Raw genomic sequence first — 22,555 nt, 5'->3', positions numbered from 1 at the left:
CCTGTGCTTTTAACTGACGGCTCCTGATTGAATGGATGCCCGCCGAGGACAAATTGATGGCTAACGATATGAACACCCAGGACGACCAGGCGCTGGCCGATGAATGGGCTGCTGCCCTGGAAGAAACCGGCGACGCCGGGCAGGACGACATCGACGCCTTGCTGGCCGCCGACGCCGCCAGTTCGCCGTCCAACCGTCTGCCGATGGAAGAGTTCGGCAGCGTGCCTAAAAACAACGAACCGGTCACCCTCGACGGTCCGAACCTGGACGTGATTCTCGATATCCCGGTGTCGATTTCCATGGAAGTCGGCAGCACTGATATCAACATCCGTAACCTGCTGCAGCTTAACCAGGGTTCGGTGATCGAGCTCGATCGTCTGGCCGGTGAACCGCTGGACGTGCTGGTCAACGGCACGCTCATCGCTCACGGTGAAGTGGTGGTGGTCAACGAGAAGTTCGGCATCCGCCTGACTGACGTGATCAGCCCAAGCGAACGCATCAAGAAGTTGCGCTGAGTGAAAAAGGTTCTGGGGTTTGTGCTGGCGTTGCCGTTCAGTGTTCTGGCTGCCGAGCCGGTAGCGACCGCTACTGCGGCCGCTGCTCCCGCGGTCAGCAGCGGTGTGGCCGGGCAATTGACGCAGTTGGTGTTCGGTTTGCTGCTGGTGCTGGGGTTGATCTTCTTCCTCGCCTGGTTGCTGCGCCGGGTCCAGCAGGCTGGGCCAGCCGGCAAGGGGCAGGTGATAGAGCTGATCGGATCCCGCGCGCTGGGCCCGCGTGACCGTCTGATGCTGGTGCAGGTCGGCAACGAGCAGATTCTGCTTGGCTTGAGCCCCGGCACCATCACCGCGTTGCACGTGCTCAAGGAGCCGGTGCAAGTGCCCAGCGGTACTGAAAAAGCGACCCCCGAGTTTGCCCAGCGCCTGATGGAGCTGATGGGCAAGGATCATAAGGATAAGAAGTAATGGGTGCGCTACGCATCATCTTGACGCTGGCCCTGATGCTGGCCGCGCCTCTGGTGTTCGCCGCCGATCCGTTGTCGATCCCGGCGATTACCCTGGGTACCAATGCCGACGGCGCTCAGGAGTATTCGGTCAGCCTGCAAATCCTGCTGATCATGACTGCGCTGAGTTTTATCCCGGCGTTCGTCATGCTGATGACCAGTTTCACCCGGATCATCATCGTCTTCTCGATCCTGCGTCAGGCCCTCGGCCTGCAACAAACGCCGTCGAACCAGATCCTCACGGGCATGGCGCTGTTCCTTACCCTGTTCATCATGGCGCCGGTATTCGACCGGGTTAATCAGGATGCCTTGCAGCCGTATCTGGCGGAGAAACTCACCGCTCAAGACGCCGTGGCCAAGGCTCAGGTGCCGATCAAGGATTTCATGCTCGCCCAGACTCGCAGCAGCGATCTGGAGTTGTTCATGCGCTTGTCCAAACGCACTGATATCGCGTCGCCGGATCAGGCGCCGCTGACGATTCTGGTCCCGGCGTTCGTTACGTCCGAGCTGAAAACAGCGTTCCAGATTGGCTTCATGATCTTCATTCCGTTCCTGATCATCGATCTGGTCGTGGCCAGTGTGCTGATGGCCATGGGTATGATGATGCTCTCGCCGCTGATCATTTCCCTGCCATTCAAGATCATGCTGTTCGTGCTGGTGGATGGCTGGGCGTTGATCATCGGTACGCTGGCGAGCAGCTTCGGCGGTGTATCGCCATGACGCCAGAAGTTGCGGTAGACATCTTCCGGGAAGCGCTGTGGCTGACCACCATGATGGTTGCCGTGCTGGTGATTCCGAGTTTGCTTGTGGGCCTGTTGGTGGCGATGTTCCAGGCCGCTACGCAGATCAACGAACAGACCCTGAGCTTCCTGCCGCGCTTGCTGGTGATGCTGGTGACGTTGATCGTCGCCGGTCCGTGGCTGGTGCAGACCTTTATGGAATACATCCTGCAGTTGTACGGCAGTATTCCTCAGGTCATCGGCTAAACCATGTCGCTGCTCCAGTTGACCGATACCCAGATCAGTACCTGGGTGGCGACGTTCATGCTGCCGCTGTTTCGTATCGGTGCCTTGCTGATGGTCATGCCGGTTTTCGGTACCACCCTGGTGCCTACGCGAGTGCGCCTTTATTTCGCCCTCGCGATCACGGTAGTGATTGCCCCGGGGTTGCCGCCGATGCCGCCGGTCAATGCGCTGGATTTGAGCGGGCTGCTGCTGATTGCCGAGCAGATCCTCGTCGGTGCAGTGCTGGGTTTCTCCTTGCAGCTGTTCTTTCAGGCCTTCGTGGTCGCCGGGCAAATTGTCGCCATTCAGATGGGCATGGGCTTCGCCTCGATGGTCGACCCCACCAACGGCGTGTCGGTGGCGGTGATCGGGCAGTTCTTCACCATGCTGGTGACGCTGTTGTTCCTGTCGATGAATGGCCATCTGGTGGCGTTCGAAGTTCTCACCGAAAGCTTCACCACGCTGCCGGTCGGTAGCGGGTTTATGGTCAATCATTACTGGGAGCTGGCCGGCAAACTCGGTTGGGTCCTCGGGGCTGCTCTGATGCTGGTGCTGCCGGCGATCACTGCGTTGCTGGTGGTCAACATTGCGTTTGGCATCATGACCCGGGCGGCGCCACAGCTGAACATCTTCTCCATCGGCTTCCCGCTGACCCTGGTGCTCGGGATGTACATCCTCTGGGTGGGGCTTGCGGACATTCTCAATCAGTATCAACCGCTGGCCTCCGAGGCTTTGCAGTTTTTACGCGAACTGGCACAGGCACGCTGAGTCATGGCTGAGAGCGAAAGCGGTCAGGACAAAACAGAAGACCCCACGGAGAAGCGCAAGAAGGACTCTCGCGAGAAGGGCGAGATCGCGCGTTCCAAGGAGCTCAACACCCTTGCGATCATGATTGCCGGTTCCGCCGCGCTGCTGATTTTCGGCGGGGCGCTGGCGCAAGACTTGATGGAGTTGATGCGGCAGAATTTCTCCCTGTCCCGTGAAGTCATTCTCGATCAGCGCTCCATGAGCACTTACCTGTTGAATTCAGGGCTGACAGCCTTGCTGGCGATTCAGCCGATCATGATCACCCTGGTGCTGGCAGCGTTGATCGGGCCGATCTCCCTTGGTGGATGGCTATTCGCTGCGGGTTCCCTGGCACCGAAATTCAGTCGGATGAACCCTGCCGCCGGCCTCAAGCGAATGTTTTCGTTCAAGGCGGTGGTGGAGTTGCTTAAGGCGTTTGCGAAGTTTTTGATCGTCCTGACCGTGGCGCTGATGGTGTTGTCGTCAGACATCGATGACCTGATACGCATCGCCCACGAACCGTTGGAGCTGGCCGTCATTCACTGCTTGCAGGTAGTGGGCTGGAGTACGTTGTGGATGTCCTGTGGGCTAATCATCATCGCTGCGGTGGACGTGCCGGTGCAGCTCTGGGAGAGCCACAAAAAACTGCTGATGACCAAGCAGGAAGTGCGTGACGAGCATAAAGATGCGGAAGGGCGGCCGGAGGTCAAACAGCGCATTCGCCAATTGCAGCGCGAAATGTCCCAGCGCCGGATGATGGCGGCGATCCCCGACGCCGATGTGGTCATCACCAACCCGACCCACTACGCCGTAGCGCTCAAGTACGATCCGGACAAGGGCGGCGCGCCAATGCTGATCGCCAAGGGCAGCGACTTCCTGGCCCTGAAAATCCGTGAAATCGCTGTGGCCAACGACGTGCTGCTGCTTGAGTCGCCAGCACTGGCGCGTTCGATTTACTACTCCACCGAGCTTGACCAGGAAATCCCCGGCGGGCTCTACCTTGCCGTCGCCCAGGTGCTCGCTTACGTCTACCAGATCCGCCAGCACCGCGCCGGCAAGGGTAAACGCCCGGATCCGCTCAAGGACGACTTGCCGATTCCGCCAGATTTGTATCGTGACTCTTGAGGCTCGAAACCTTTTTGGTTTGACTATTTAATCTCTTTAGATTTTGGCCGGATTATTGCTTTATTTGTGAGTGGAGTCTGGAAATAGCTATTTTTTTGACTTCGCAGCGTCTGCCAGATATGGCCTGGAGATGGGGTGGGGGGGATTTAATTCCTCCGTTAGGATGCTTGGTCCGACAAGAAATAATACTGCATGGAAAAAATAATCTCGGTTACCAGTCCGCTCTTACCGCCATTGGAAGAGTTTATTCCCTATCTCAAGCAGATATGGCACAACAAGCGGCTGACCAACAACGGCCCCTTCCACCAAGAGTTAGAGCAGGCATTAGCTCGTTACTTGGGTGTAGGGCATTTGTCGTTATTCACCAATGGTACGCTGGCGCTGATTACTGCGCTGCAAGCGTTGCAGGTGGTCGGAGAGGTTATTACCACTCCTTATTCCTTCGTTGCCACGGCCCATGCGTTGGTTTGGAATCGACTGACTCCGGTGTTTGTTGATATTAATCCGCAGACCTTCAATATTGATCCGGAGAAAATAGAGCGGGCCATCACTGCGCAGACGACCGCTATTATGCCGGTGCATTGTTATGGTAATTCCTGCGATGTTGAGGCGATCCAGCGTATTGCCGATAAACATGGTCTGCGGGTTATTTATGATGCAGCGCATGCCTTTGGTGTGCAGGATAAGGGCGGCAGTATTCTGCGTCATGGCAACCTCAGTGTATTGAGTCTGCATGCCACCAAAGTATTTAATACTTTTGAGGGTGGGGCAATTATCAGTCCTGATGCAGAAACCAAGTTGCATGTTGATCAGTTAAGAAATTTCGGTTTCGTCGATGAGGTCACGGTAGTGACCTGTGGTATTAACGGAAAAATGAGTGAACTTAACTCAGCGTTTGGGCTCTTGCAGTTACAGCACATTGATCACGCCTTACAGCAGCGTAAGGAGATCGATAGCTTCTATCGCGCGCAACTTGGGTTTATACCAGGAATCGAGCTGAAGCCGCCAGCGCCATTGCAAGTTTCGAACTACGCCTATTTCCCCATTTTGGTGGGGGCTGAGTATGGATTGACTCGGGACCAGCTTTATAATTTACTGCAAGAACACAATATATTTGCGCGCCGCTATTTCTATCCGCTGATTACCGAGTTGGCTGTGTATAAAGAAATGGCGGAGTTGCGCCGGCATCCGCTGTCTAATGCTGAGGAGGTGGCAAGAAAAGTTATTTGCCTACCGATTTATCCAGGGCTTGAGTTGACGGATGTCGAAAAAATCGTATCAATTATTCGCGCTGGTTGTGATTAAATATTTATTGTGCTGGAGAGGAGCAAGTCATTGGAAGGTGCTGTTTCCGGGCAGTAAAATGATGTTGCATTGCAATTTATTAACTGATGGAGTTGTGGGATGAACCAAGAACAATTTATTGAAAACTTCCTTTCTGCCACAGATTTTCAGGTTCCGATTGAAATCAGTATGGAATCCGAGTTGCGGAACCTGCCTGAATGGGATTCTCTGGCAGCGCTGGGCGTTATAGTCATGTTTGACATGGAATATCAAAAAGTAATCACTGGGGATGACCTGGAAAAGGCTATCACTGTCGGTGATCTTTATAACTTGCTAGGTTAGTTGATATGCCACTTGCTACGTTGAAATCTGTGCGCTTCGCTGGAATGGCAACCTGCGTCCCAACACGCATTGTTTCCAATCTGACTGATTGCAAACCACAACTTCGTCAGGAGCGCGAGAGGTTGGTCCGCAACATCGGTATCGAGTTTCGGCGACTATCGCAGGAGTGGCAGTGTTTCTCCGATTTGGCTTTCGATGCGGCCGAAAAGTTGTTGGAAAGTCTGGAGTGGAAGCGCGAGGAAATTGATGCGCTTATTGTTGTGACCCAGTCGCCAGACTACCCCGCGCCTGCCACTGCGATCATTCTTCAGGATCGTTTGGGTCTGGCTCATTCGACGCTGGCCTTTGATGTCAATCTGGGGTGCTCGGGCTACCCATTTGGCCTGCATCTGCTCGGGTCAATGATTGCTGCTGGCGGGGTGAAGAAAGGACTTGTGCTGGTCGGAGATCGCGGCGCAAGTTTGAGCGACCCGATTTTCTCCGATGCAGGAACCGCAACGGCTTTGGAGTTTTGTGTTGACGCGCCGCCGATGCATTTTGATTTGAACAGCGACGGTAGCGGCCACAAAGCAATTATATTACCCGTAGGAGGGCATCGCGAGCCAGTCAACATTCAACACTTGATTCCGTTTCGTGAAGATGAAAACGATCACTGGAGGCGTGGTATCGATCTTCAGCTTGATGGCACTGCCGTATTAAGTTTCTCGACTCAGCGGATTCCTCCTGCGGTAGAAAAATTGCTTGAGTACGCGAATACTTCGAAAGAAGAGGTGGATTATTTTATTTTCCATCAGGCCAATCGTATGATTAATGAAACTATCCGGAAAAAGCTGGCTCTTCCTATAGAAAAAGTTCCTTCCACTTTGCGTGACTTCGGTAATACAAGTGGTGCTTCTTTACCATTGACCATGACCGTTCGGATCAACAAGCAGCTTGAAGATGGGCCTAAACGCGTCTTGATGTCGGGATTCGGTATCGGCTTGTCATGGGGCACCTGCTTGATCGACATCCAGGGAGCGAAGTTTCCTGACCTGGTCGAGTCCTGATATCCGATTATAAGTATCTGAAAAAAATTAGTTGGAGAATATGGTGGTGAGTGCCGATACCAGTTTTAATCCGTTTAGCTTGGCGGGCAAGCGCGTGTTGGTGACCGGCGCAAGTTCCGGTTTGGGGCAGGCTATTGCGTTGAGCTGCGCCCGGATGGGCGCAGAGCTGATTATCACGGGCCGTGATCAGGGTCGTTTGACGAAGACTTTTGATGAGCTGCTGAGTATTTCGGATTTGCCTCATCGAATGATTGAGGCTGACCTGACTCTTACTGCAGGGCGCGAAGCGGTAGTGGAGGCACTTGGTTCAGAGATCCATGGTTTGGTGCATAGCGCAGGTATTTCTCGGCTTTGTCCAACTCGCATGATGAGCGAGGGTCATCTGAGAGAGCTTCAAACTATCAATGTCGAGGCTCCAATGTTGCTCAGTCAGGGCATATTGAAGCGCAACCTGATGGCTGTAGATGGATCAATTTTGTTTATTTCCTCTATCGCTGCCCACATTGGCGTGCCGGGGGTTGGGGCTTACTCCGGAACCAAAGCGGCCTTGATCGCTATGTCACGGTGTCTGGCACTGGAGGTCATCAAGCGGCGCATTCGCGTCAACTGCTTGTCGCCGTCATTGGTCGAAACGCCGCTGTTTGATGAGGCGGTCAAAATGATGGGCTCTATGACTCAGCAACTTGAACGTCATCCTTTGGGCTTTGGCAAACCTGAGGATGTCGCTAACGCTGCGATCTTCATGCTCTCAAGTGCCAGCCGTTGGGTAACGGGCACAACGTTAGTGATGGACGGTGGACTAACGATCAGTTAGGGGCCGAAGGAGCTTGGGCATGAAGAAAATAATCATTTTGGGCGCCGGAGGGCTCGGGCGCCAGGTGTTGGCTCAGCTACAGATTGATTACTCCCACGGTATAGACTGGGTGATTGGCGGTTTTGTAGACGAGCGGGGGCCGGAGGTAGTTTCCGAATCTCTGTACTACCCTTGGTTAGGATATCCCGAGCACTTTGAGCCCGAACCAGAGCACCTGTTTGTTGTCGCCATAGGGGATCCGTCAAGCCGCCAAAGGCAGGTGAAGCTCCTACTCGATAAGGGCGCAGAGTTTGTTGCCATCCGTACTCGCTGCCAATTAGGTGCCCGAAGTACTTGGGGCTCGACTTTTTTTGGTTATGACGCCAGCTGTGGTGTTGACTGCAAGATAGGCGATTACGGCTTTATCGATCAGGAAACCATGATCGGTCACGATGTGGTTATTGGCGATTACGTTCATATCGCGCCTAGGTGTTTGTTGGCAGGCTATGTAAAGATCGAAAATGGAGTGGTGATCAATTCCGGGGCCATGCTTGCTCGTGGCGTCAGTGTGGGTGAAGGCGCAGTAATTGGTATGGGGGCCGTGGTTTTTAATGATGTCCCTGCGGGGGCGACTGTAGTCGGTAACCCAGCACGAGTTATATTCAACAAGAAATTATAAGAGCCTCAGGTCGGCGTTGGCTGGTCACGAATCTTTACGGGTAAGTTTATGCCGCGTCATGCTTTGGATGGAATGCACTACACCAGTCCGGAAACGCTCTCGCTTGAGCGCGCGAAGCTTTTTGGTAAATTGTGGAGCTTTGTCGGTTTCAGCTCGATGGTGCGCGAGCGTAACCAGTTCTTCACTCGAAAGGTTGCAGGTACGCCTATTCTTATTCAGCGTACCGAGGCCGGTATTCGTGCCTTTATCAATGAGTGCCCGCATCGACTGTCGCCCATTCAGACCAGCAGCGTCGGCAAGCGCCCATTAGTCTGCCCTTATCACGCGTGGTCTTTTGGGGCTGAGGGTGAGTTTCGTGGTATGCCAAATGATGGGCTTTATCAGTTCAATGCGGCAGAGCGAGAGAAAATTTGCCTGAAGAAGCTGCAGGTGGCAGAAATAGGGCAGTTGCTTTTTATTAATTTTTCGGAAAATCCGATCGCGTTGACGGAACAGTTCTCTGATAATTTTCTTGAGCAGTTGAGAGAGGTGTCGTCTTATTTGGATTCTCAGGTGATCTACAGTTGTCATCGCGTGCGATACAACTGGAAGTTAAATATGGAGAACGTCAAAGACTATAATCATGTGCCTTTCGTTCACTCGAAAACGTTTATGCCTGCGATGGCCCAGATGGTGAAAGAGCTTCCTGTTGTGGACTCGAAGGAACCTTCGAAGGTGGTCCAGTTAATAGATTCAGGTGTGGCTCCAGAGCTTGGGTGTCTAAGTTATAGTTCGAAGGCTTCGATTAAGCCTTATGAGAACTGGTTTGCCTCTCTGTGTAATAAGTACGGTGATGAACAGGCCTACTACAACTGGTTTATATACCCTAATGTAAATTTTTGTAGTGTGAAGGGTGAGCATTTTTTGCTGCAGCAGTACGATCCGGTGTCGCCAGGAGTCACCGATTACCATCTGTGGATGATGACGGCAACGCGAAAGGATGAGCGTACCGACTTTACGGCGTTATTGTCGGCGCTTATTCGTGGGGAGCGGACGGTTATTGCGGAGGATACTGTTATTCTAGAGCGCTTGCAGGATGGGTTGGGAGAGCATTCACGTCGATTTATGCATGGAGAATACGAGGCCCATATAGTTCAGCAGCATCTCTGGTATCGAACCCATGTACTAGGGGAGAAGATATGACGAACTATGTTGTATTGGGTGAGGGCGAAGCACTGGAGTGCGCCTGCCGAGTAGCGGACGATCTGGGGATGGCCAGCGTAAGGTTGGAGTTGCCTTCAGCGGATCGTTATAACTTTCAGCTTAATGATTTTTTTGCAAGCTATGCTTCGAGCGATACCCAGGTTTTTGTCGCGTTAGATGAGCGCGCAGTAAATTACTCTCGACACAAATTGATTGCGCAAGTTCGATTGGCGGGCTATCAATTATTTAATTTGGTATCACCTAAGGCGATTGTCGAGGATGGTGTCCAGCTGATGGGGAATGTTTATGTTGGGGCTGGCTGTAACCTCGCCGGTAAAAGTGTTGTTGGTGTGGGCTGCTGGTTGGATCGCCAGGTCACGATAGACCGTTCGGTGCGTTTGGGCTCATGCGTGACGCTGTTTTCCGGGGTGACTTTGGGGCGGGGGGTGGTGGTTGGAAAAGGCACTACGCTTTCCACTGGAAGTTTTGCACTGGAGGGAACAAAAATCGGCCACCATTGTGAATGGTTATTGGGTGGGCAGCTGCCGGAAATAATTCCGGATCAATCTTTTTATGATCGCTTAATGCCTGATGGCGCCAGAATCTTAAAAAAATATAGTTAGATTTTTAGTCTGTGGGGCTTTTAGTGTTGTCTTGCTGCAGTCTAATGCTTGAGGCTTTATTGCGGTAAGCTGCGGCTAATACTGAGTGCAGCATGTTGGCGTTAGTAATCAAGAAGGTTTATATGAACGACAAGCCACTTGTTAGTGTGGTTATTCCTGCCTACAAAACAATGTATTTTGACGCAGCGCTGGCCAGTGCTTGTCGGCAAACCTATGGGCCTTTGGAAATTGTAGTCTGTGATGACTCGCGCACCGACACAATCAGTGCATTGGTGCGCCAGTATCAAGAGTCTACTGGGGTTTCTATTCGTTATGAGTTTAACGAACAGCCGCGCGGGGAACTTTTTAACGCGATTGAATGTATAAAAATTGCCAGCGGCAAGTACATAAAATTTCTCCATGATGATGATGTTCTACATCCAGATTGTGTGGCTGAACTCGTCGCCGCCATGGAGGGCGACCCTTCTATCTCTATCGCTTCGTCGCGCCGGCGGCTGGTGGACTCTGAGGGGGCGCATCTGCCGGATATTATTGCTACAGCGTTCCCCTTTTCGACCGATGTAGTGATCAATGGCTCGGAGCTGACGTCGTTCCTCGGGGAGCATACCCTCAACTTCATTGGTGAACCGAGTTGTGTACTCTGTCGTCGTGAAGATCTATTGGCCTTGGGTGACGATTTAATGTCGCTCAACGGTTGTTTGATTTACTGGGTTGGCGATCTGGCGATGTATGTGAAGCTCCTGCAAAAGGGCAACCTGGCTTTGCTTAAACAACCATTGTCAGATTTTCGTGTGTCTGTCGAGCAGGGTAGTCAACTGGGGCGCGATCAGCCCGGAATCGGAAATAACGGTCATGCCGACTTCAAGCGCAGCCTTAGAGAGTTAGGCTGGAGTCAGGAAAATCCTGGAAATTGTTTGGTATCGGTTTCGCCAATGAATGGCGAAGGGATATTCGAAAAAGTAGACATCCTGGAGCTGCTGCAACGGAGCCATGCCAAGGAGGTTTTGGCGGAACAACAGCGGCGCTGGATTGCTGCACGGGTGCCAAGCCAAATTCACCACCAGATGATTGACAGCTACCTGCAAGCGAACGGCGGCGGCCCGTTGATTGGGGTGATTGTGTTGGATCTGTTGGGTGAGCCTCAGGCGTTGATGCGCACCTTGCAGAGTCTGGCGGGTGAGCACAATTTTTATGACGCGCTGAAAGTGCTGGTGCTGACGCCTAATGAGTCTCCAGAGACGTCCACAGATGAGATGCTGCATTTCGTACCATTGCAGTCGGACTACGTAGCGCAAATCAATCAATTGTTGCGGGTAGGGGAGTTCGAGTGGTGTCTCTTGGTCAAGGCGGGAGATGAATTCACTCGTAGCGGTTTGCTGATTGCCGGATTGGAACTGTTGCCGAATCCCGATTGCCGTGCGGTTTTTTGTGATGGAATTCTCCGTCAGAGCAATGGTGACACTGGCATCGCCTTGCGGCCAGATTTTAATCTGGATTATTTACTTAGTTTCCCAACGGCCATGGCTCACAACTGGATATTCAGGCGTGGGGTGGTATTGGAAGCCGGTGGTTTCGACGCGGCTTACACGCAGGCGCTGGAGCTCGAGCTGATTTTACGTTTGATTAATCAGGGCGGGATCTCGGGTTTTGGGCATATACCCGAGCCGCTGTTGATCAGTCAGGCGGCAGTGTTGCGCGAAAACGAGGGGGAGCGGCGCGCGATTGCCGAGCATCTTCGGCTGCGTGGCTATAAACAGGCGCTGATTAATAGCTCGCGGCCTGGTCACTACCAGATTGACTACGGCCATGAGTTCAAGCCGTTGGTGTCGATCGTGCTGGTGCTGAGCGACGAGTTGGCAGGGGTGCAGCGTTGTATTTTCAGTGTCCTGGAGCAAACTCTTTACCCGCATTACGAATTACTGATCGTCGACAATGCCAGTCAGACGGACGAGGCTCGGCAGTGGCTGCAAGCGATCGAAGAGATCTCGGCCAATCGCATCCGCGTACTTAGATTGACGCACGCTGTGGACCGGTCGACGGCGAACAATATCGGTGCACATCATGCCGAAGGCGAATACCTGCTGTTCTTGCGTTCCTATACCGCAATTCTCCAGGGGCAGTGGCTTGGTGAGTTGCTGAACCATGCGCAGCGTCAGGAAGTGGGGGTTGTCGGGGCGAAAACCGTCTCCAGCGACAGTCAGATTACCCATGCTGGGTTAATCCTCGGCTTGCAGGGTGCAGCGGCTCCGGCATTTGTTGGTGAAAAGATCGATTCTGCCGGGTACATGAACCGTTTGCTGGTTGATCAGGGTTACAGTGCAGTTTCCGATGCCTGTCTGATGGTTCGCAAAGCGCTGTTCGATGGCGTCGGCGGGTTGGATGCGGAGCAGTTCCCTGAGTCGGGGGCGGACATTGATTTGTGCCTTCGACTCGGTGGGCATGGCTATCTGACAGTCTGGACGCCTCGCGCGCTAGTAATGCATAGCGTGCAGGCCGAGCCGATAGGAGAAACGGTCGAGGATGCTTTATACGAACGTTGGCTCCCCGTGCTGGCCCGCGACCCGGCTTACAATCTCAATTTTTCATTGATGCAGCGCAGTGGCTTCCAGTTCGCAGACCCTCAGCTGTGCTGGCGTCCGCTAGTCTGGCGACCCTCGCCGACAGTGTTGGTACATCCCGCCGATCGTTACGGGTGTGGTCATTATCGGGTGATCCAGCCGTTCAATGCGCAGAAGAAAGCCGGTTTAATCGACGGAGTACTGTCGGGAGTTTTGTTGCCGCTGACTGAGGTAGAGCGCCTTGCGCCCGATGCAATCATCTTGCAACGGCAGATCGGTGAAGAGCAGCTCAAAACCATGCGTCGCTTGCAGACCTTTTCCAGAGCCTTCAAGGTCTTTGAACTGGATGATTACCTGCCTAACCTACCGCTAAAAAGCATCTACCGCGGGCAAATGCCCAAGGATATTGTGCGCACCTTGCGTCGCGCCTTGTCGTATGTGGATCGCTTTGTAGTATCGACCGAGACATTAGCCGAGGCATTAAACGACTTCCATCCTGATATCAGGGTGATGAAAAACCGCCTTGACCCAGATTGGTGGAGCGAGTTACCGGTCAGTCAGCGTCGAGCCAGCGCCAAACCGCGGGTGGGTTGGGCGGGAGGGAGTAGCCATACAGGCGATTTGGAACTGATTGGCGATGTGGTCAAGGCGTTGGCGCATGAAGTGGACTGGGTCTTCTTCGGCATGTGTCCGGACAAGCTGCGGCCCTATGTGAAGGAGTTCTATAGTGGGGTCGAGATCAGCCTTTACCCGGCCGCACTGGCCAAGCTGAATCTGGATCTGGCGTTGGCGCCGGTGGAAAAGAATCTGTTCAACGAATGCAAAAGCAATCTGCGCTTGCTGGAGTATGGGGCGTGTGGTTTCCCGGTGGTGTGCAGTGATCTGGTTTGCTACCAGGGTGATCTGCCGGTCACTCGAGTGAGAAATCGCTTTAAAGACTGGGTCGAGGCCATTCGCATGCATCTGGCTGATCTGGATGCAACGGCCCGTGCTGGCGATGCCTTGCGTGAAGTGGTCCGGCGCGACTGGATGCTCGACGATGATGCGCTGGTATCGTGGCGTAAGGTCTGGCTGCCCGATTGAGGTAAGCAGAGGTGGGATCAAGAGCGCTTCCGGGCATTACTGTCACGCGGGGAGCGATAATACGGTGCCTCAAATGCGCCGAGATACTTGCATCGCAATGAAGTTCGAGGTGCAGTCCTCGGCCACCTCACTGCTAGATCCGCGACAAAGTCATTTCATCCTGCCCCGCAAAAGTTGGAAGGCTTCTTGCAATAGCGGCTCTGCGTCTGCTTCAGGCGTCAAAAGTTTGCTTTAAAGGAACGGGGAAAACCGGTGGATCGCTCTCAGTTACTCAACAGTGCCCGCACAAACGTTGCCGACTTAAGTCGAGGCAATCTGGGTGTGCCGCTGTTGCTGCTGGTCATGCTGGCGATGATGATGTTGCCGGTGCCGCCGTTCCTGCTGGACGTGTTCTTCACGTTCAACATCGCGTTGTCGATTGTCGTCTTGCTGGTCTGTGTTTACGCGTTGCGGCCACTGGACTTTGCGGTGTTCCCGACCATTCTGCTGGTGGCGACCCTGTTGCGACTGGCGCTGAACGTGGCCTCCACGCGAGTGGTAATGCTCCACGGTCAGGACGGCCATGCCGCCGCCGGCAAGGTGATCCAGGCCTTCGGCGAGGTTGTGATCGGCGGTAACTACGTGGTTGGTATCGTCGTCTTCGCGATTTTGATGATCATCAACTTTGTCGTGGTGACCAAGGGTGCCGGGCGGATTTCCGAGGTGAGTGCGCGTTTCACCCTCGATGCGATGCCCGGTAAACAAATGGCCATCGACGCTGACTTGAACGCCGGCCTGATCGACCAGAACCAGGCCAAGTTGCGCCGGATGGAAGTGGCACAGGAAGCCGAGTTCTACGGTTCCATGGACGGTGCCAGCAAGTTCGTTCGCGGTGACGCCATTGCCGGCCTGCTGATTCTGTTCATCAACCTGATCGGCGGCATGGCGGTCGGTATCTTCCAGCACGGCATGACCTTCGGCGATGCCGGTCGGGTGTACGCCTTGTTGACCATCGGTGACGGTTTGGTGGCGCAATTGCCATCACTGCTTTTATCTACAGCTGCAGCGATCATGGTGACCCGTGCTTCCGGTTCGGAAGACATGGGCAAGCAGATCAATCGCCAGATGTTCGCCTCGCCCAAAGCGTTGGCCGTGGCGGCCGGTTTGATGGCGGTGATGGGGCTCGTGCCGGGTATGCCGCACTTTTCCTTTCTCAGCATGGCGGCCCTGGCGGCTGGCGGCGCGTACCTGTTCTGGAAGAAGCAGAACGTGGTCAAGGTTCAGGCACTGCAAGAGGTCAAGCGTCAACAGGAACTGCTACCATCACCCGCTCGCGCTCAGGAAACCAAGGAGCTTGGCTGGGATGACGTCACCCCGATCGACATGATCGGCCTGGAAGTCGGCTACCGGCTGATTCCACTGGTGGACCGCAATCAGGGTGGTCAGTTGCTGGCGCGGATCAAGGGCGTGCGTAAGAAGCTGTCCCAGGACCTGGGCTTCCTGATGCCGACCGTACATATCCGTGACAACCTCGACCTGGCGCCGAGTGCCTATCGCCTGACCCTGATGGGGGTGATCCTGGCCGAAGCGGAGATTTACCCGGACCGCGAACTGGCGATCAACCCGGGCCAGGTCTACGGCACGCTCAACGGCATTACCGCCAAAGATCCGGCTTTCGGTCTGGAGGCGGTCTGGATCGAAATCAGCCAGCGCGCCCAGGCGCAATCCCTCGGTTACACCGTGGTCGATGCCAGTACGGTAGTGGCAACCCACTTGAACCAGATTTTGTACAAGCACTCGAGCGAGTTGATCGGTCACGAAGAAGTGCAGCAACTCATGCAATTGTTGGCCAAAAGCTCGCCAAAACTGGCCGAAGAGCTGGTGCCTGGCGTGGTGTCTCTGTCGCAGCTGCTCAAAGTATTGCAGGCTTTGCTGGCCGAACAGGTGCCAGTACGGGACATTCGCAGCATTGCCGAAGCCATCGCCAACAATGCCAGCAAGAGTCAAGATACTGCCGCGCTGGTGGCCGCGGTTCGCGTCGGCGTATCCCGCGCAATCGTCCAAAGCATTGTAGGGACTGACTCCGAGCTACCAGTGATCACCCTGGAGCCAAGGTTGGAACAAATATTGCTCAATAGTCTTCAGAAGGCAGGACAAGGCTCGGAAGAGGGCGTTCTGCTGGAGCCAAGCATGGCTGAGAAACTGCAACGCTCGTTGATCGATGCGGCGCAGCGTCAGGAAATGCAAGGTCAACCGGTGATTCTGTTGGTAGCCGGTCCGGTTCGCGCGATGCTGTCGCGATTCGGCCGATTGGCAGTCCCGGGTTTGCATGTGTTGGCTTACCAGGAAATTCCTGACAACAAGCAAGTGACCATCGTTGCGACAGTAGGGCCCAACGGCTGAGGTAGTGGTTTATGCAAGTTAAGCGTTTTTTCGCCGCCGATATGCGTCAGGCCATGAAGCTGGTTCGTGATGAGCTGGGCGCTGATGCCGCCATCATTGGCAACCGCCGGATCGCCGGTGGTGTCGAGCTGACGGCTGCCCTGGATTACAAATTGTCGGCGCTGGCTCCGCGCGTTCCGAACATGGAACTCGAAGACGAGCTGCGCAAGACCCAATCGCGGATCGTCACCGCCCAGGCCGAACTGAGCCTGCGCAGCGATGGCGAGAGCGATAAGTCCACCAATCGCCAATTGTTCGCCGGCCTGCCACTGACCGCCGCCGAGCCGCTGATCGAGCCGACCTACACCGAACCCCGTCGTCCTGCGCCGGCTGTGGCACCTGTCTCCGGTGGCGTCGACCCACGGGCGTTCGACTCGATGCGTTTCGAACTCAACAGCTTGCGCGAACTGATGGAAGTGCAACTCGGCTCCCTGGCCTGGAATCAGCTGCAAGGCAGCCGTCCGGCTCAGGCCAATCTTTGGCGTCGCCTGCAACGCATCGGTCTGTCCGGCCCGTTGTCGCGCGATTTGCTGGCGCTGATTACCGATATTGAAGAGCCTCGTCAGGCTTGGCGCATGTTGCTGGCGCACCTGGCGCGGATGATCGCCACACCGGAAATCGAGCCCCTGGAAGAGGGCGGCGTGATTGCCATGGTCGGCCCCGCCGGCATGGGCAAGACCACCACCCTGGCCAAACTCGCGGCCCGTTACGTGCTCAAGTACGGCGCGCAGAATATCGCGCTGGTCAGCATGGACAGCTACCGTATTGGTGCTCAGGAACAACTCAAGACGTTGGGCCGGATCCTCAATGTGTCGGTGACGCATGTCGATCCGGGCCAGTCGCTGGTGCAGGCGATGGAGCCTTTGCTGCGCAAACGCGTGGTGCTGATCGATACCGCGGGCCTTCAGGCCAGCGATCCGGCACTGCGCATGCAGCTCGAAAGCCTGGCCGGTCGTGGCATCAAATCAAAAAATTACCTGGTCCTGGCAACCACCAGCCAGAAACAGGTTCTAACGGCCGCTTATCACAGTTACAAGCGTTGTGGGCTCGCTGGCTGCATCCTGACTAAACTGGATGAAACGGCAAGTCTGGGCGAGGTGTTGAGCCTGGCCATCAGTCATGAATTGCCGGTGGCCTACCTGACCGATGGCCCGCGGATTCCGGATGATTTGCATCTACCGCGTCGTCATCAGTTGGTCAGTCGCGCCGTCAGCGTGCAAATGCAAGAAGAACCCAGCGAAGAAGCCATGGCTGACATGTTCGCTGATATTTACCACAGCCCGACCAAGCAGGTCGGCTGAGGTATTAATGAACAGTTTTTGTACCTACATCGATGGTCTGCCATGCATTGTTCAGTTAGTGAACGCGCAGCCAGTAATGTGGCCTCCGTCTAAGTAAGACAAGGTAAAGAAAATTCATGGGCAGCATGCATCCCGTACAGGTGATCGCGGTGACCGGCGGCAAAGGTGGCGTCGGGAAGACTAACGTGTCAGTGAACTTGTCCCTGGCTCTAGCAGAGCTCGGTCGACGCGTCATGCTGTTGGACGCCGATCTGGGGCTGGCGAACGTCGACGTTCTGCTGGGGCTGACACCCAAACGTACTTTGGCCGACGTGATCGAAGGCCGCTGCGAGCTGCGCGACGTACTGTTGCAAGGCCCTGGCGGCATTCGCATCGTCCCGGCCGCGTCCGGCACACAGAGCATGGTTCATTTGAGCCCGGCTCAACACGCCGGCCTGATCCAGGCGTTCAGCGATATCGGCGACAACCTCGACGTGCTGGTGATCGACACCGCTGCGGGCATTGGTGACTCGGTCGTCAGTTTCGTTCGCGCAGCGCAAGAAGTCTTGCTGGTGGTCTGCGACGAACCGACCTCGATCACAGATGCCTACGCACTGATCAAATTGCTGAACCGCGATTACGGCATGAACCGCTTCCGCGTCCTGGCCAACATGGCCCAGAGCCCGCAAGAAGGCCGCAACCTGTTCGCCAAGTTGACCAAGGTCACGGATCGCTTCCTTGACGTCGCCTTACAATACGTCGGCGCGGTGCCTTACGACGAAAGTGTGCGTAAGGCTGTGCAGAAGCAGCGCGCCGTTTACGAAGCCTTCCCGCGGTCCAAGTGCTCACTGGCGTTCAAGGCCATTGCACAGAAGGTCGATACCTGGCCGCTGCCTGCCAACCCGCGTGGGCACCTGGAGTTTTTCGTCGAGCGCCTCGTGCAACAAACGGCAGGACCCGTGCTATGACAGCCAGTGGCTACAACCTCTACAAGAAGTCGGCACGTGACGCGCAGTACGAGCTGATCGAGCGTTACGCGCCACTGGTTAAACGCATTGCCTACCACTTGCTGGCGCGTCTGCCAGCCAGTGTCCAGGTCGAAGACCTGATCCAGGCCGGGATGATCGGCTTGCTTGAAGTGTCGACCAAATACGACGCCAGCAAAGGCGCGAGTTTCGAGACGTACGCGGGCATTCGAATCCGCGGCGCGATGCTCGATGAAGTACGCAAGGGGGACTGGGCGCCACGTTCGGTCCACCGCAATACCCGGATGGTCAGCGACGCCATTCGCTCGATTGAAGCTAAAACCGGCCGTGACGCTAAAGATCACGAGGTTGCGGCCGAACTCCAATTGAGTCTCGACGATTATTACGGGATTTTGAACGACACCCTGGGCAGCCGGTTATTCAGTTTCGACGATCTGTTGCAGGACGGCGAACACGAAGGGCTGCACGAGGATGGCGCCAGTGCTCATCTCGAGCCGTCACGCGATCTGGAAGATGAACGCTTCCAGGCGGCGCTGGCGGACGCGATTGCCAATTTGCCGGAGCGTGAGCGACTGGTGTTGGCGCTGTACTACGACGAAGAGTTGAATCTCAAGGAAATCGGTGAGGTCCTGGGGGTCAGCGAATCTCGGGTCAGCCAGTTACACAGCCAGTGCGCGGCCCGTTTGCGGGGGCGTTTGGGGGAGTGGCGAGCGCGCTGAAGGCAGTGTGGGGACACTGCGAACGCGGCTGGTGGGGTGTTGAACCGTACCGGTCCCGATCTGTTGTGCTCCAGACAGTCATTGAGTGCTTTGCCGGATTGATTGAAATGGCGCGTCCAGGTGCTGGGCGCGTTTAAGACTGCTTGGAGGTCGAATTGGACAAGAACATGAAAATCCTCATCGTTGATGACTTCTCAACGATGCGGCGGATCATTAAAAACCTGTTGCGTGACCTTGGGTTCACCAACACGGTCGAGGCCGACGATGGCACTACTGCCATTCCGGTCCTCAACAGCGGCAGCATCGACTTTCTGGTAACAGACTGGAACATGCCTGGCATGACCGGTATCGACCTGCTGCGCCACGTGCGTGCCGATGAAAAGCTCAAGCACCTGCCGGTGCTGATGGTGACCGCTGAAGCCAAGCGCGAGCAGATCATCGAGGCAGCCCAGGCCGGTGTTAACGGCTATGTGGTCAAGCCCTTCACGGCCCAGGCGTTAAAAGAAAAAATCGAGAAGATTTTCGAACGCATCGGTTGATGTGCGAAGCCACTGCGCCACGGGGGGAGCTATGGAGCATTACGAGTCTTCACAGGGCGATTTCGAATCGACTCTGAAAAAACACGCGGTCGAACTGGTCGAAAGCCTTGAAAAAGGCAGGTTCGGCGACGCTGTGCAACTGATCCATGAGCTCAATCAGACCCGTGACCGTGGCCTGTATCAGGAAGTGGGCAAGCTCACTCGCGAGCTGCATAGCGCGATCGTCAATTTCCAGATTGACCCGCACATGCCGCAAGCCGAGGAAGTCTCGCAGATCACGGATGCCACCGAGCGACTGGGCTATGTGGTCAAGCTGACCGAGGCCGCGGCCAACCGCACCATGGACCTGGTGGAAAACGCCACGCCGCTGGTCAACGGCCTGAGCAACGAGGCCCAGGCCTTGAGCACCGACTGGGGACGGTTCATGCGTCGCGAAGTCGGGGCTGAAGAGTTCCGCGAGCTGGCCCGGCGAGTCGACGGTTTCCTGACTCGGAGCAGCGAAGACAATCGCGTTGTGTCGAGCAACCTCAACGACATTCTGCTCGCTCAGGATTACCAGGACCTCACCGGTCAGGTGATCAAGCGCGTAACCCAGTTGGTCACCGAAGTTGAAAGCAACCTGCTCAAGCTCGTGCTTATGGCCAGTCAGGTGGACCGCTTTGCGGGCATCGAACATGACCGTGAAGCGATGCTGGCTGAAAAAGATCCGCAAAAACATCTCTCTCAGGGTGAAGGTCCGCAGATTCATGCCGATAAAAGAGAAGACGTTGTGTCCGGTCAGGACGATGTAGACGATTTGCTTTCCAGCCTTGGATTCTAGGAGCACCCCTACACATGAGCTTCGGCGCCGATGAAGAGATCCTTCAGGATTTCCTGGTTGAGGCCGGCGAGATTCTAGAGCAACTGTCCGAACAGCTGGTCGAGCTTGAAAGCCGACCAGACGATGCGGACTTGCTCAATGCAATTTTTCGCGGTTTTCACACTGTAAAAGGAGGCGCCGGCTTCCTCCAGCTCAACGAGCTGGTGGAGTGCTGTCACATCGCCGAGAACGTGTTCGACATCCTGCGCAAGGGTGAACGTCGCGTCGACTCGGAATTGATGGACGTGGTTCTCGAAGCGCTGGATGCGGTGAACGGCATGTTTACCGAAGTCCGCGAGCGCAGCCCGATCACGGCTGCCACACCAGAATTGCTTGCAGCGCTGGCCCGTCTGGCCGAGCCGCAAACCGCCGATGAAACGGCACCTGTCGCCGAGGTGGTGGAAGAACCTGCCGCCGAGAGCGAATCGGGTGACATCACCGATAACGAATTCGAACAACTGCTGGATTCGCTGAACGCCGTCAAGGCTCAGGCAGAAGCCCCGGCAGCTGTGCCAACGCCGAGCAGCAATGCGGCGGCCAGCGACGAAATCACCGATGCCGAGTTCGAGTCGTTGCTCGATCAACTGCACGGTAAAGGCCAGTTCGCCGTCGATGCGGTAGCCCCGGCACCAGCCGCACCGGCTGCCCCGAAAGCGGCAGGCGACAGCTCCGATATCACCGACGACGAGTTCGAAGCACTGCTCGATCAGCTTCACGGCAAGGGTAACTTTGCCGTTGATGCGCTGGAATCGGCGATTGCTGCGGTCCCGGCCCCGGTTGCACCAACCGCTAAAGCGGCTGGCGGCGATCTGATCTCCGATCACGAGTTCGAATCGCTGCTCGACGAATTGCACGGCAAAGGCAAGTTCACTGAAGTCGGTACCGCGTCGGGCGCCAGCGCTTCGGTTGCGGCGCCAATTGCCAAGGCTGCTGCACCGAAACCCGTTGCCAAAGCGCCCGAGCCTAAAGCCGAAGCGCCGAAGCCTGCCGCTGCTGCTGCACCGGCTCCGGCTCGTGCGCCGTCCGCGCCGCCACCGGAAAAACCGGCCAGCGAAGCCGAGACCACCGTGCGGGTCGATACCGCGCGTCTCGACGAAATCATGAACATGGTCGGTGAGTTGGTACTGGTGCGTAACCGCTTGGTCCGTCTCGGCCTCAACAGCGGCGACGAAGCCATGTCCAAGGCCGTGTCGAACCTCGACGTGGTCACGGCCGACCTGCAAACCGCGGTCATGAAGACCCGGATGCAACCGATCAAGAAGGTCTTCGGGCGTTTCCCGCGTCTGGTTCGCGACTTGGCTCGCCAGCTCAAGAAAGAGATAAACCTGGAACTGGTCGGCGAAGAAACCGACCTCGACAAGAACCTCGTCGAGGCCCTGGCCGACCCGCTGGTCCACTTGGTGCGCAACTCGGTCGACCACGGTATTGAAGAGCCGGCCGAGCGTGAAGCGATGGGCAAGCCTCGCAGCGGCAAGGTGATCCTGTCCGCTGAACAGGAAGGCGACCACATCCTTCTGTCGATCTCCGATGACGGCAAGGGCATGGACGCCGATGTTCTGCGCGGCATTGCCGTGAAGAAAGGCTTGATGGACAAGGATGCAGCGGATCGCCTCAGCGAATCCGATTGCTTCAACCTGATCTTCGCGCCGGGTTTCTCGACCAAGACCGAAATTTCCGATGTCTCCGGACGCGGCGTGGGCATGGACGTGGTGAAAACCAAAATCGCCCAGCTCAACGGCACCATCAATATCTATTCGACCAAGGGCAAGGGCTCGAAGATCGTCATCAAGGTCCCGTTGACCCTGGCGATCATGCCGACGCTGATGGTCATGCTGGGCAACCAGGCGTTTGCGTTCCCGCTGGTGAACGTCAACGAGATCTTCCACCTCGACCTGTCGCGCACCAACGTGGTGGACGGCCAGGAAGTGGTGATCGTGCGGGACAAGGCGCTGCCATTGTTCTACCTCAAACGCTGGCTGGTCAGCTCCGCCGCTCATGAAGAGCAGCGCGAAGGCCATGTGGTGATCCTTTCGGTGGGCACTCAGCGGATCGGCTTCGTCGTCGATCAACTGGTGGGCCAGGAAGAAGTGGTCATCAAGCCATTGGGCAAAATGCTCCAGGGAACCCCGGGCATGTCCGGCGCCACCATCACCGGTGACGGCCGCATTGCGCTGATTCTCGATGTTCCGAGCATGCTCAAGCGTTACGCCGCACGGCGTATTTGATTCTGGTGGAGCGGGGCGACT

Annotated in this window: 21 protein-coding genes; all 21 read left to right on the top strand. The window is 55.8% G+C overall.

Annotation, left to right across the window (positions count from 1 at the left end):
* The first annotated feature begins 56 nt into the window (after positions 1–56).
* A complete protein-coding gene (gene fliN / locus ACA059_RS23575; protein WP_129442187.1) occupies positions 57–515 on the top strand; it encodes a flagellar motor switch protein FliN in 459 nt (152 codons plus the stop codon).
* Positions 516–962 carry a flagellar biosynthetic protein FliO gene (gene fliO / locus ACA059_RS23570; RefSeq protein ID WP_149629157.1) on the top strand — a complete coding sequence of 149 codons (447 nt, stop codon included), beginning with the start codon at positions 516–518 and terminating at the stop codon, positions 960–962.
* Positions 962–1,720: a flagellar type III secretion system pore protein FliP gene (fliP, locus tag ACA059_RS23565; RefSeq protein ID WP_497631185.1), complete on the top strand. Its 759-nt coding sequence runs from the start codon at positions 962–964 to the stop codon at positions 1,718–1,720. The genes fliO and fliP overlap by 1 nt, the downstream gene beginning before the upstream one ends.
* Positions 1,717–1,986: a flagellar biosynthesis protein FliQ gene (fliQ, locus tag ACA059_RS23560; RefSeq protein ID WP_007948918.1), complete on the top strand. Its 270-nt coding sequence runs from the start codon at positions 1,717–1,719 to the stop codon at positions 1,984–1,986. Before fliP ends, fliQ begins: the two co-directional genes overlap by 4 nt.
* Before the next feature lie 3 nt (positions 1,987–1,989).
* Positions 1,990–2,772, top strand: coding sequence for a flagellar biosynthetic protein FliR (gene fliR, locus ACA059_RS23555; protein WP_497631184.1), 783 nt, complete (start codon positions 1,990–1,992; stop codon positions 2,770–2,772).
* A 3-nt stretch (positions 2,773–2,775) separates the two neighbouring features.
* Positions 2,776–3,915: a flagellar biosynthesis protein FlhB gene (gene flhB / locus ACA059_RS23550; protein ID WP_497631183.1), complete on the top strand. Its 1,140-nt coding sequence runs from the start codon at positions 2,776–2,778 to the stop codon at positions 3,913–3,915.
* A gap of 192 nt (positions 3,916–4,107) precedes the next feature.
* Positions 4,108–5,220, top strand: a complete 1,113-nt coding sequence (locus tag ACA059_RS23545) for a DegT/DnrJ/EryC1/StrS family aminotransferase (RefSeq protein ID WP_497631182.1) — start codon at positions 4,108–4,110, stop codon at positions 5,218–5,220.
* Between the two features lie 99 nt (positions 5,221–5,319).
* Positions 5,320–5,541: an acyl carrier protein gene (locus ACA059_RS23540; RefSeq protein ID WP_497631181.1), complete on the top strand. Its 222-nt coding sequence runs from the start codon at positions 5,320–5,322 to the stop codon at positions 5,539–5,541.
* A gap of 5 nt (positions 5,542–5,546) precedes the next feature.
* Entirely contained in the window at positions 5,547–6,587 is a 1,041-nt protein-coding gene (locus tag ACA059_RS23535) for a ketoacyl-ACP synthase III (protein WP_497631180.1), read from the top strand.
* Positions 6,588–6,633: 46 nt separating this feature from the next.
* Positions 6,634–7,401, top strand: coding sequence for an SDR family NAD(P)-dependent oxidoreductase (locus ACA059_RS23530; RefSeq protein ID WP_497631179.1), 768 nt, complete (start codon positions 6,634–6,636; stop codon positions 7,399–7,401).
* 19 nt (positions 7,402–7,420) lie between these two features.
* Complete coding sequence (locus tag ACA059_RS23525) at positions 7,421–8,059, top strand: acetyltransferase (RefSeq protein WP_497631178.1); 639 nt, start codon at positions 7,421–7,423, stop codon at positions 8,057–8,059.
* 48 nt (positions 8,060–8,107) lie between these two features.
* Positions 8,108–9,241 (top strand): aromatic ring-hydroxylating oxygenase subunit alpha, encoded by a 1,134-nt coding sequence (locus tag ACA059_RS23520; protein ID WP_497631177.1) that lies wholly within the window; start codon positions 8,108–8,110, stop codon positions 9,239–9,241.
* Positions 9,238–9,864: an LbetaH domain-containing protein gene (locus tag ACA059_RS23515; RefSeq protein WP_497631176.1), complete on the top strand. Its 627-nt coding sequence runs from the start codon at positions 9,238–9,240 to the stop codon at positions 9,862–9,864. Before ACA059_RS23520 ends, ACA059_RS23515 begins: the two co-directional genes overlap by 4 nt.
* A gap of 122 nt (positions 9,865–9,986) precedes the next feature.
* Positions 9,987–13,505 (top strand): glycosyltransferase, encoded by a 3,519-nt coding sequence (locus tag ACA059_RS23510; protein WP_497631175.1) that lies wholly within the window; start codon positions 9,987–9,989, stop codon positions 13,503–13,505.
* A 252-nt stretch (positions 13,506–13,757) separates the two neighbouring features.
* On the top strand, positions 13,758–15,887 hold the full coding sequence (gene flhA, locus ACA059_RS23505; protein ID WP_033053491.1) for a flagellar biosynthesis protein FlhA: 2,130 nt from the start codon (positions 13,758–13,760) through the stop codon (positions 15,885–15,887).
* Positions 15,888–15,898: 11 nt separating this feature from the next.
* The gene (gene flhF, locus ACA059_RS23500; protein WP_497631174.1) at positions 15,899–17,227 is read left to right on the top strand and encodes a flagellar biosynthesis GTPase FlhF; all 1,329 of its coding nucleotides are present in this window, start codon (positions 15,899–15,901) and stop codon (positions 17,225–17,227) included.
* 116 nt (positions 17,228–17,343) lie between these two features.
* Positions 17,344–18,174 carry a flagellar synthesis regulator FleN gene (gene fleN / locus ACA059_RS23495; RefSeq protein WP_008001746.1) on the top strand — a complete coding sequence of 277 codons (831 nt, stop codon included), beginning with the start codon at positions 17,344–17,346 and terminating at the stop codon, positions 18,172–18,174.
* Positions 18,171–18,911, top strand: a complete 741-nt coding sequence (gene fliA / locus ACA059_RS23490; protein WP_007894214.1) for an RNA polymerase sigma factor FliA — start codon at positions 18,171–18,173, stop codon at positions 18,909–18,911. The genes fleN and fliA overlap by 4 nt, the downstream gene beginning before the upstream one ends.
* 167 nt (positions 18,912–19,078) lie before the next feature.
* Entirely contained in the window at positions 19,079–19,450 is a 372-nt protein-coding gene (locus ACA059_RS23485) for a chemotaxis response regulator CheY (protein ID WP_003183998.1), read from the top strand.
* A gap of 31 nt (positions 19,451–19,481) precedes the next feature.
* Positions 19,482–20,270, top strand: a complete 789-nt coding sequence (locus ACA059_RS23480; RefSeq protein ID WP_008155819.1) for a protein phosphatase CheZ — start codon at positions 19,482–19,484, stop codon at positions 20,268–20,270.
* Between the two features lie 14 nt (positions 20,271–20,284).
* Complete coding sequence (locus ACA059_RS23475; protein WP_497631173.1) at positions 20,285–22,534, top strand: chemotaxis protein CheA; 2,250 nt, start codon at positions 20,285–20,287, stop codon at positions 22,532–22,534.
* Positions 22,535–22,555 lie beyond the last annotated feature (21 nt).

The sequence above is a fragment of the Pseudomonas sp. LBUM1647 genome (assembly GCF_059716175.1).
This window is presented reverse-complemented; position numbering and strand designations above follow the sequence as displayed.

Coding starts and splice junctions, on each gene's coding strand:
- fliP (WP_497631185.1), top strand. CDS start 962: ATGGGTGCGCTACGCATCATCTTGACGCTGGCCCTGATGCTGGCCGCG.
- fliA (WP_007894214.1), top strand. CDS start 18,171: ATGACAGCCAGTGGCTACAACCTCTACAAGAAGTCGGCACGTGACGCG.
- ACA059_RS23535 (WP_497631180.1), top strand. CDS start 5,547: ATGCCACTTGCTACGTTGAAATCTGTGCGCTTCGCTGGAATGGCAACC.
- ACA059_RS23485 (WP_003183998.1), top strand. CDS start 19,079: ATGAAAATCCTCATCGTTGATGACTTCTCAACGATGCGGCGGATCATT.
- ACA059_RS23545 (WP_497631182.1), top strand. CDS start 4,108: ATGGAAAAAATAATCTCGGTTACCAGTCCGCTCTTACCGCCATTGGAA.
- ACA059_RS23480 (WP_008155819.1), top strand. CDS start 19,482: ATGGAGCATTACGAGTCTTCACAGGGCGATTTCGAATCGACTCTGAAA.
- fliR (WP_497631184.1), top strand. CDS start 1,990: ATGTCGCTGCTCCAGTTGACCGATACCCAGATCAGTACCTGGGTGGCG.
- ACA059_RS23515 (WP_497631176.1), top strand. CDS start 9,238: ATGACGAACTATGTTGTATTGGGTGAGGGCGAAGCACTGGAGTGCGCC.
- ACA059_RS23510 (WP_497631175.1), top strand. CDS start 9,987: ATGAACGACAAGCCACTTGTTAGTGTGGTTATTCCTGCCTACAAAACA.
- ACA059_RS23525 (WP_497631178.1), top strand. CDS start 7,421: ATGAAGAAAATAATCATTTTGGGCGCCGGAGGGCTCGGGCGCCAGGTG.
- flhF (WP_497631174.1), top strand. CDS start 15,899: ATGCAAGTTAAGCGTTTTTTCGCCGCCGATATGCGTCAGGCCATGAAG.
- ACA059_RS23475 (WP_497631173.1), top strand. CDS start 20,285: ATGAGCTTCGGCGCCGATGAAGAGATCCTTCAGGATTTCCTGGTTGAG.
- ACA059_RS23540 (WP_497631181.1), top strand. CDS start 5,320: ATGAACCAAGAACAATTTATTGAAAACTTCCTTTCTGCCACAGATTTT.
- flhB (WP_497631183.1), top strand. CDS start 2,776: ATGGCTGAGAGCGAAAGCGGTCAGGACAAAACAGAAGACCCCACGGAG.
- fliN (WP_129442187.1), top strand. CDS start 57: ATGGCTAACGATATGAACACCCAGGACGACCAGGCGCTGGCCGATGAA.
- ACA059_RS23520 (WP_497631177.1), top strand. CDS start 8,108: ATGCCGCGTCATGCTTTGGATGGAATGCACTACACCAGTCCGGAAACG.
- fliQ (WP_007948918.1), top strand. CDS start 1,717: ATGACGCCAGAAGTTGCGGTAGACATCTTCCGGGAAGCGCTGTGGCTG.
- fleN (WP_008001746.1), top strand. CDS start 17,344: ATGGGCAGCATGCATCCCGTACAGGTGATCGCGGTGACCGGCGGCAAA.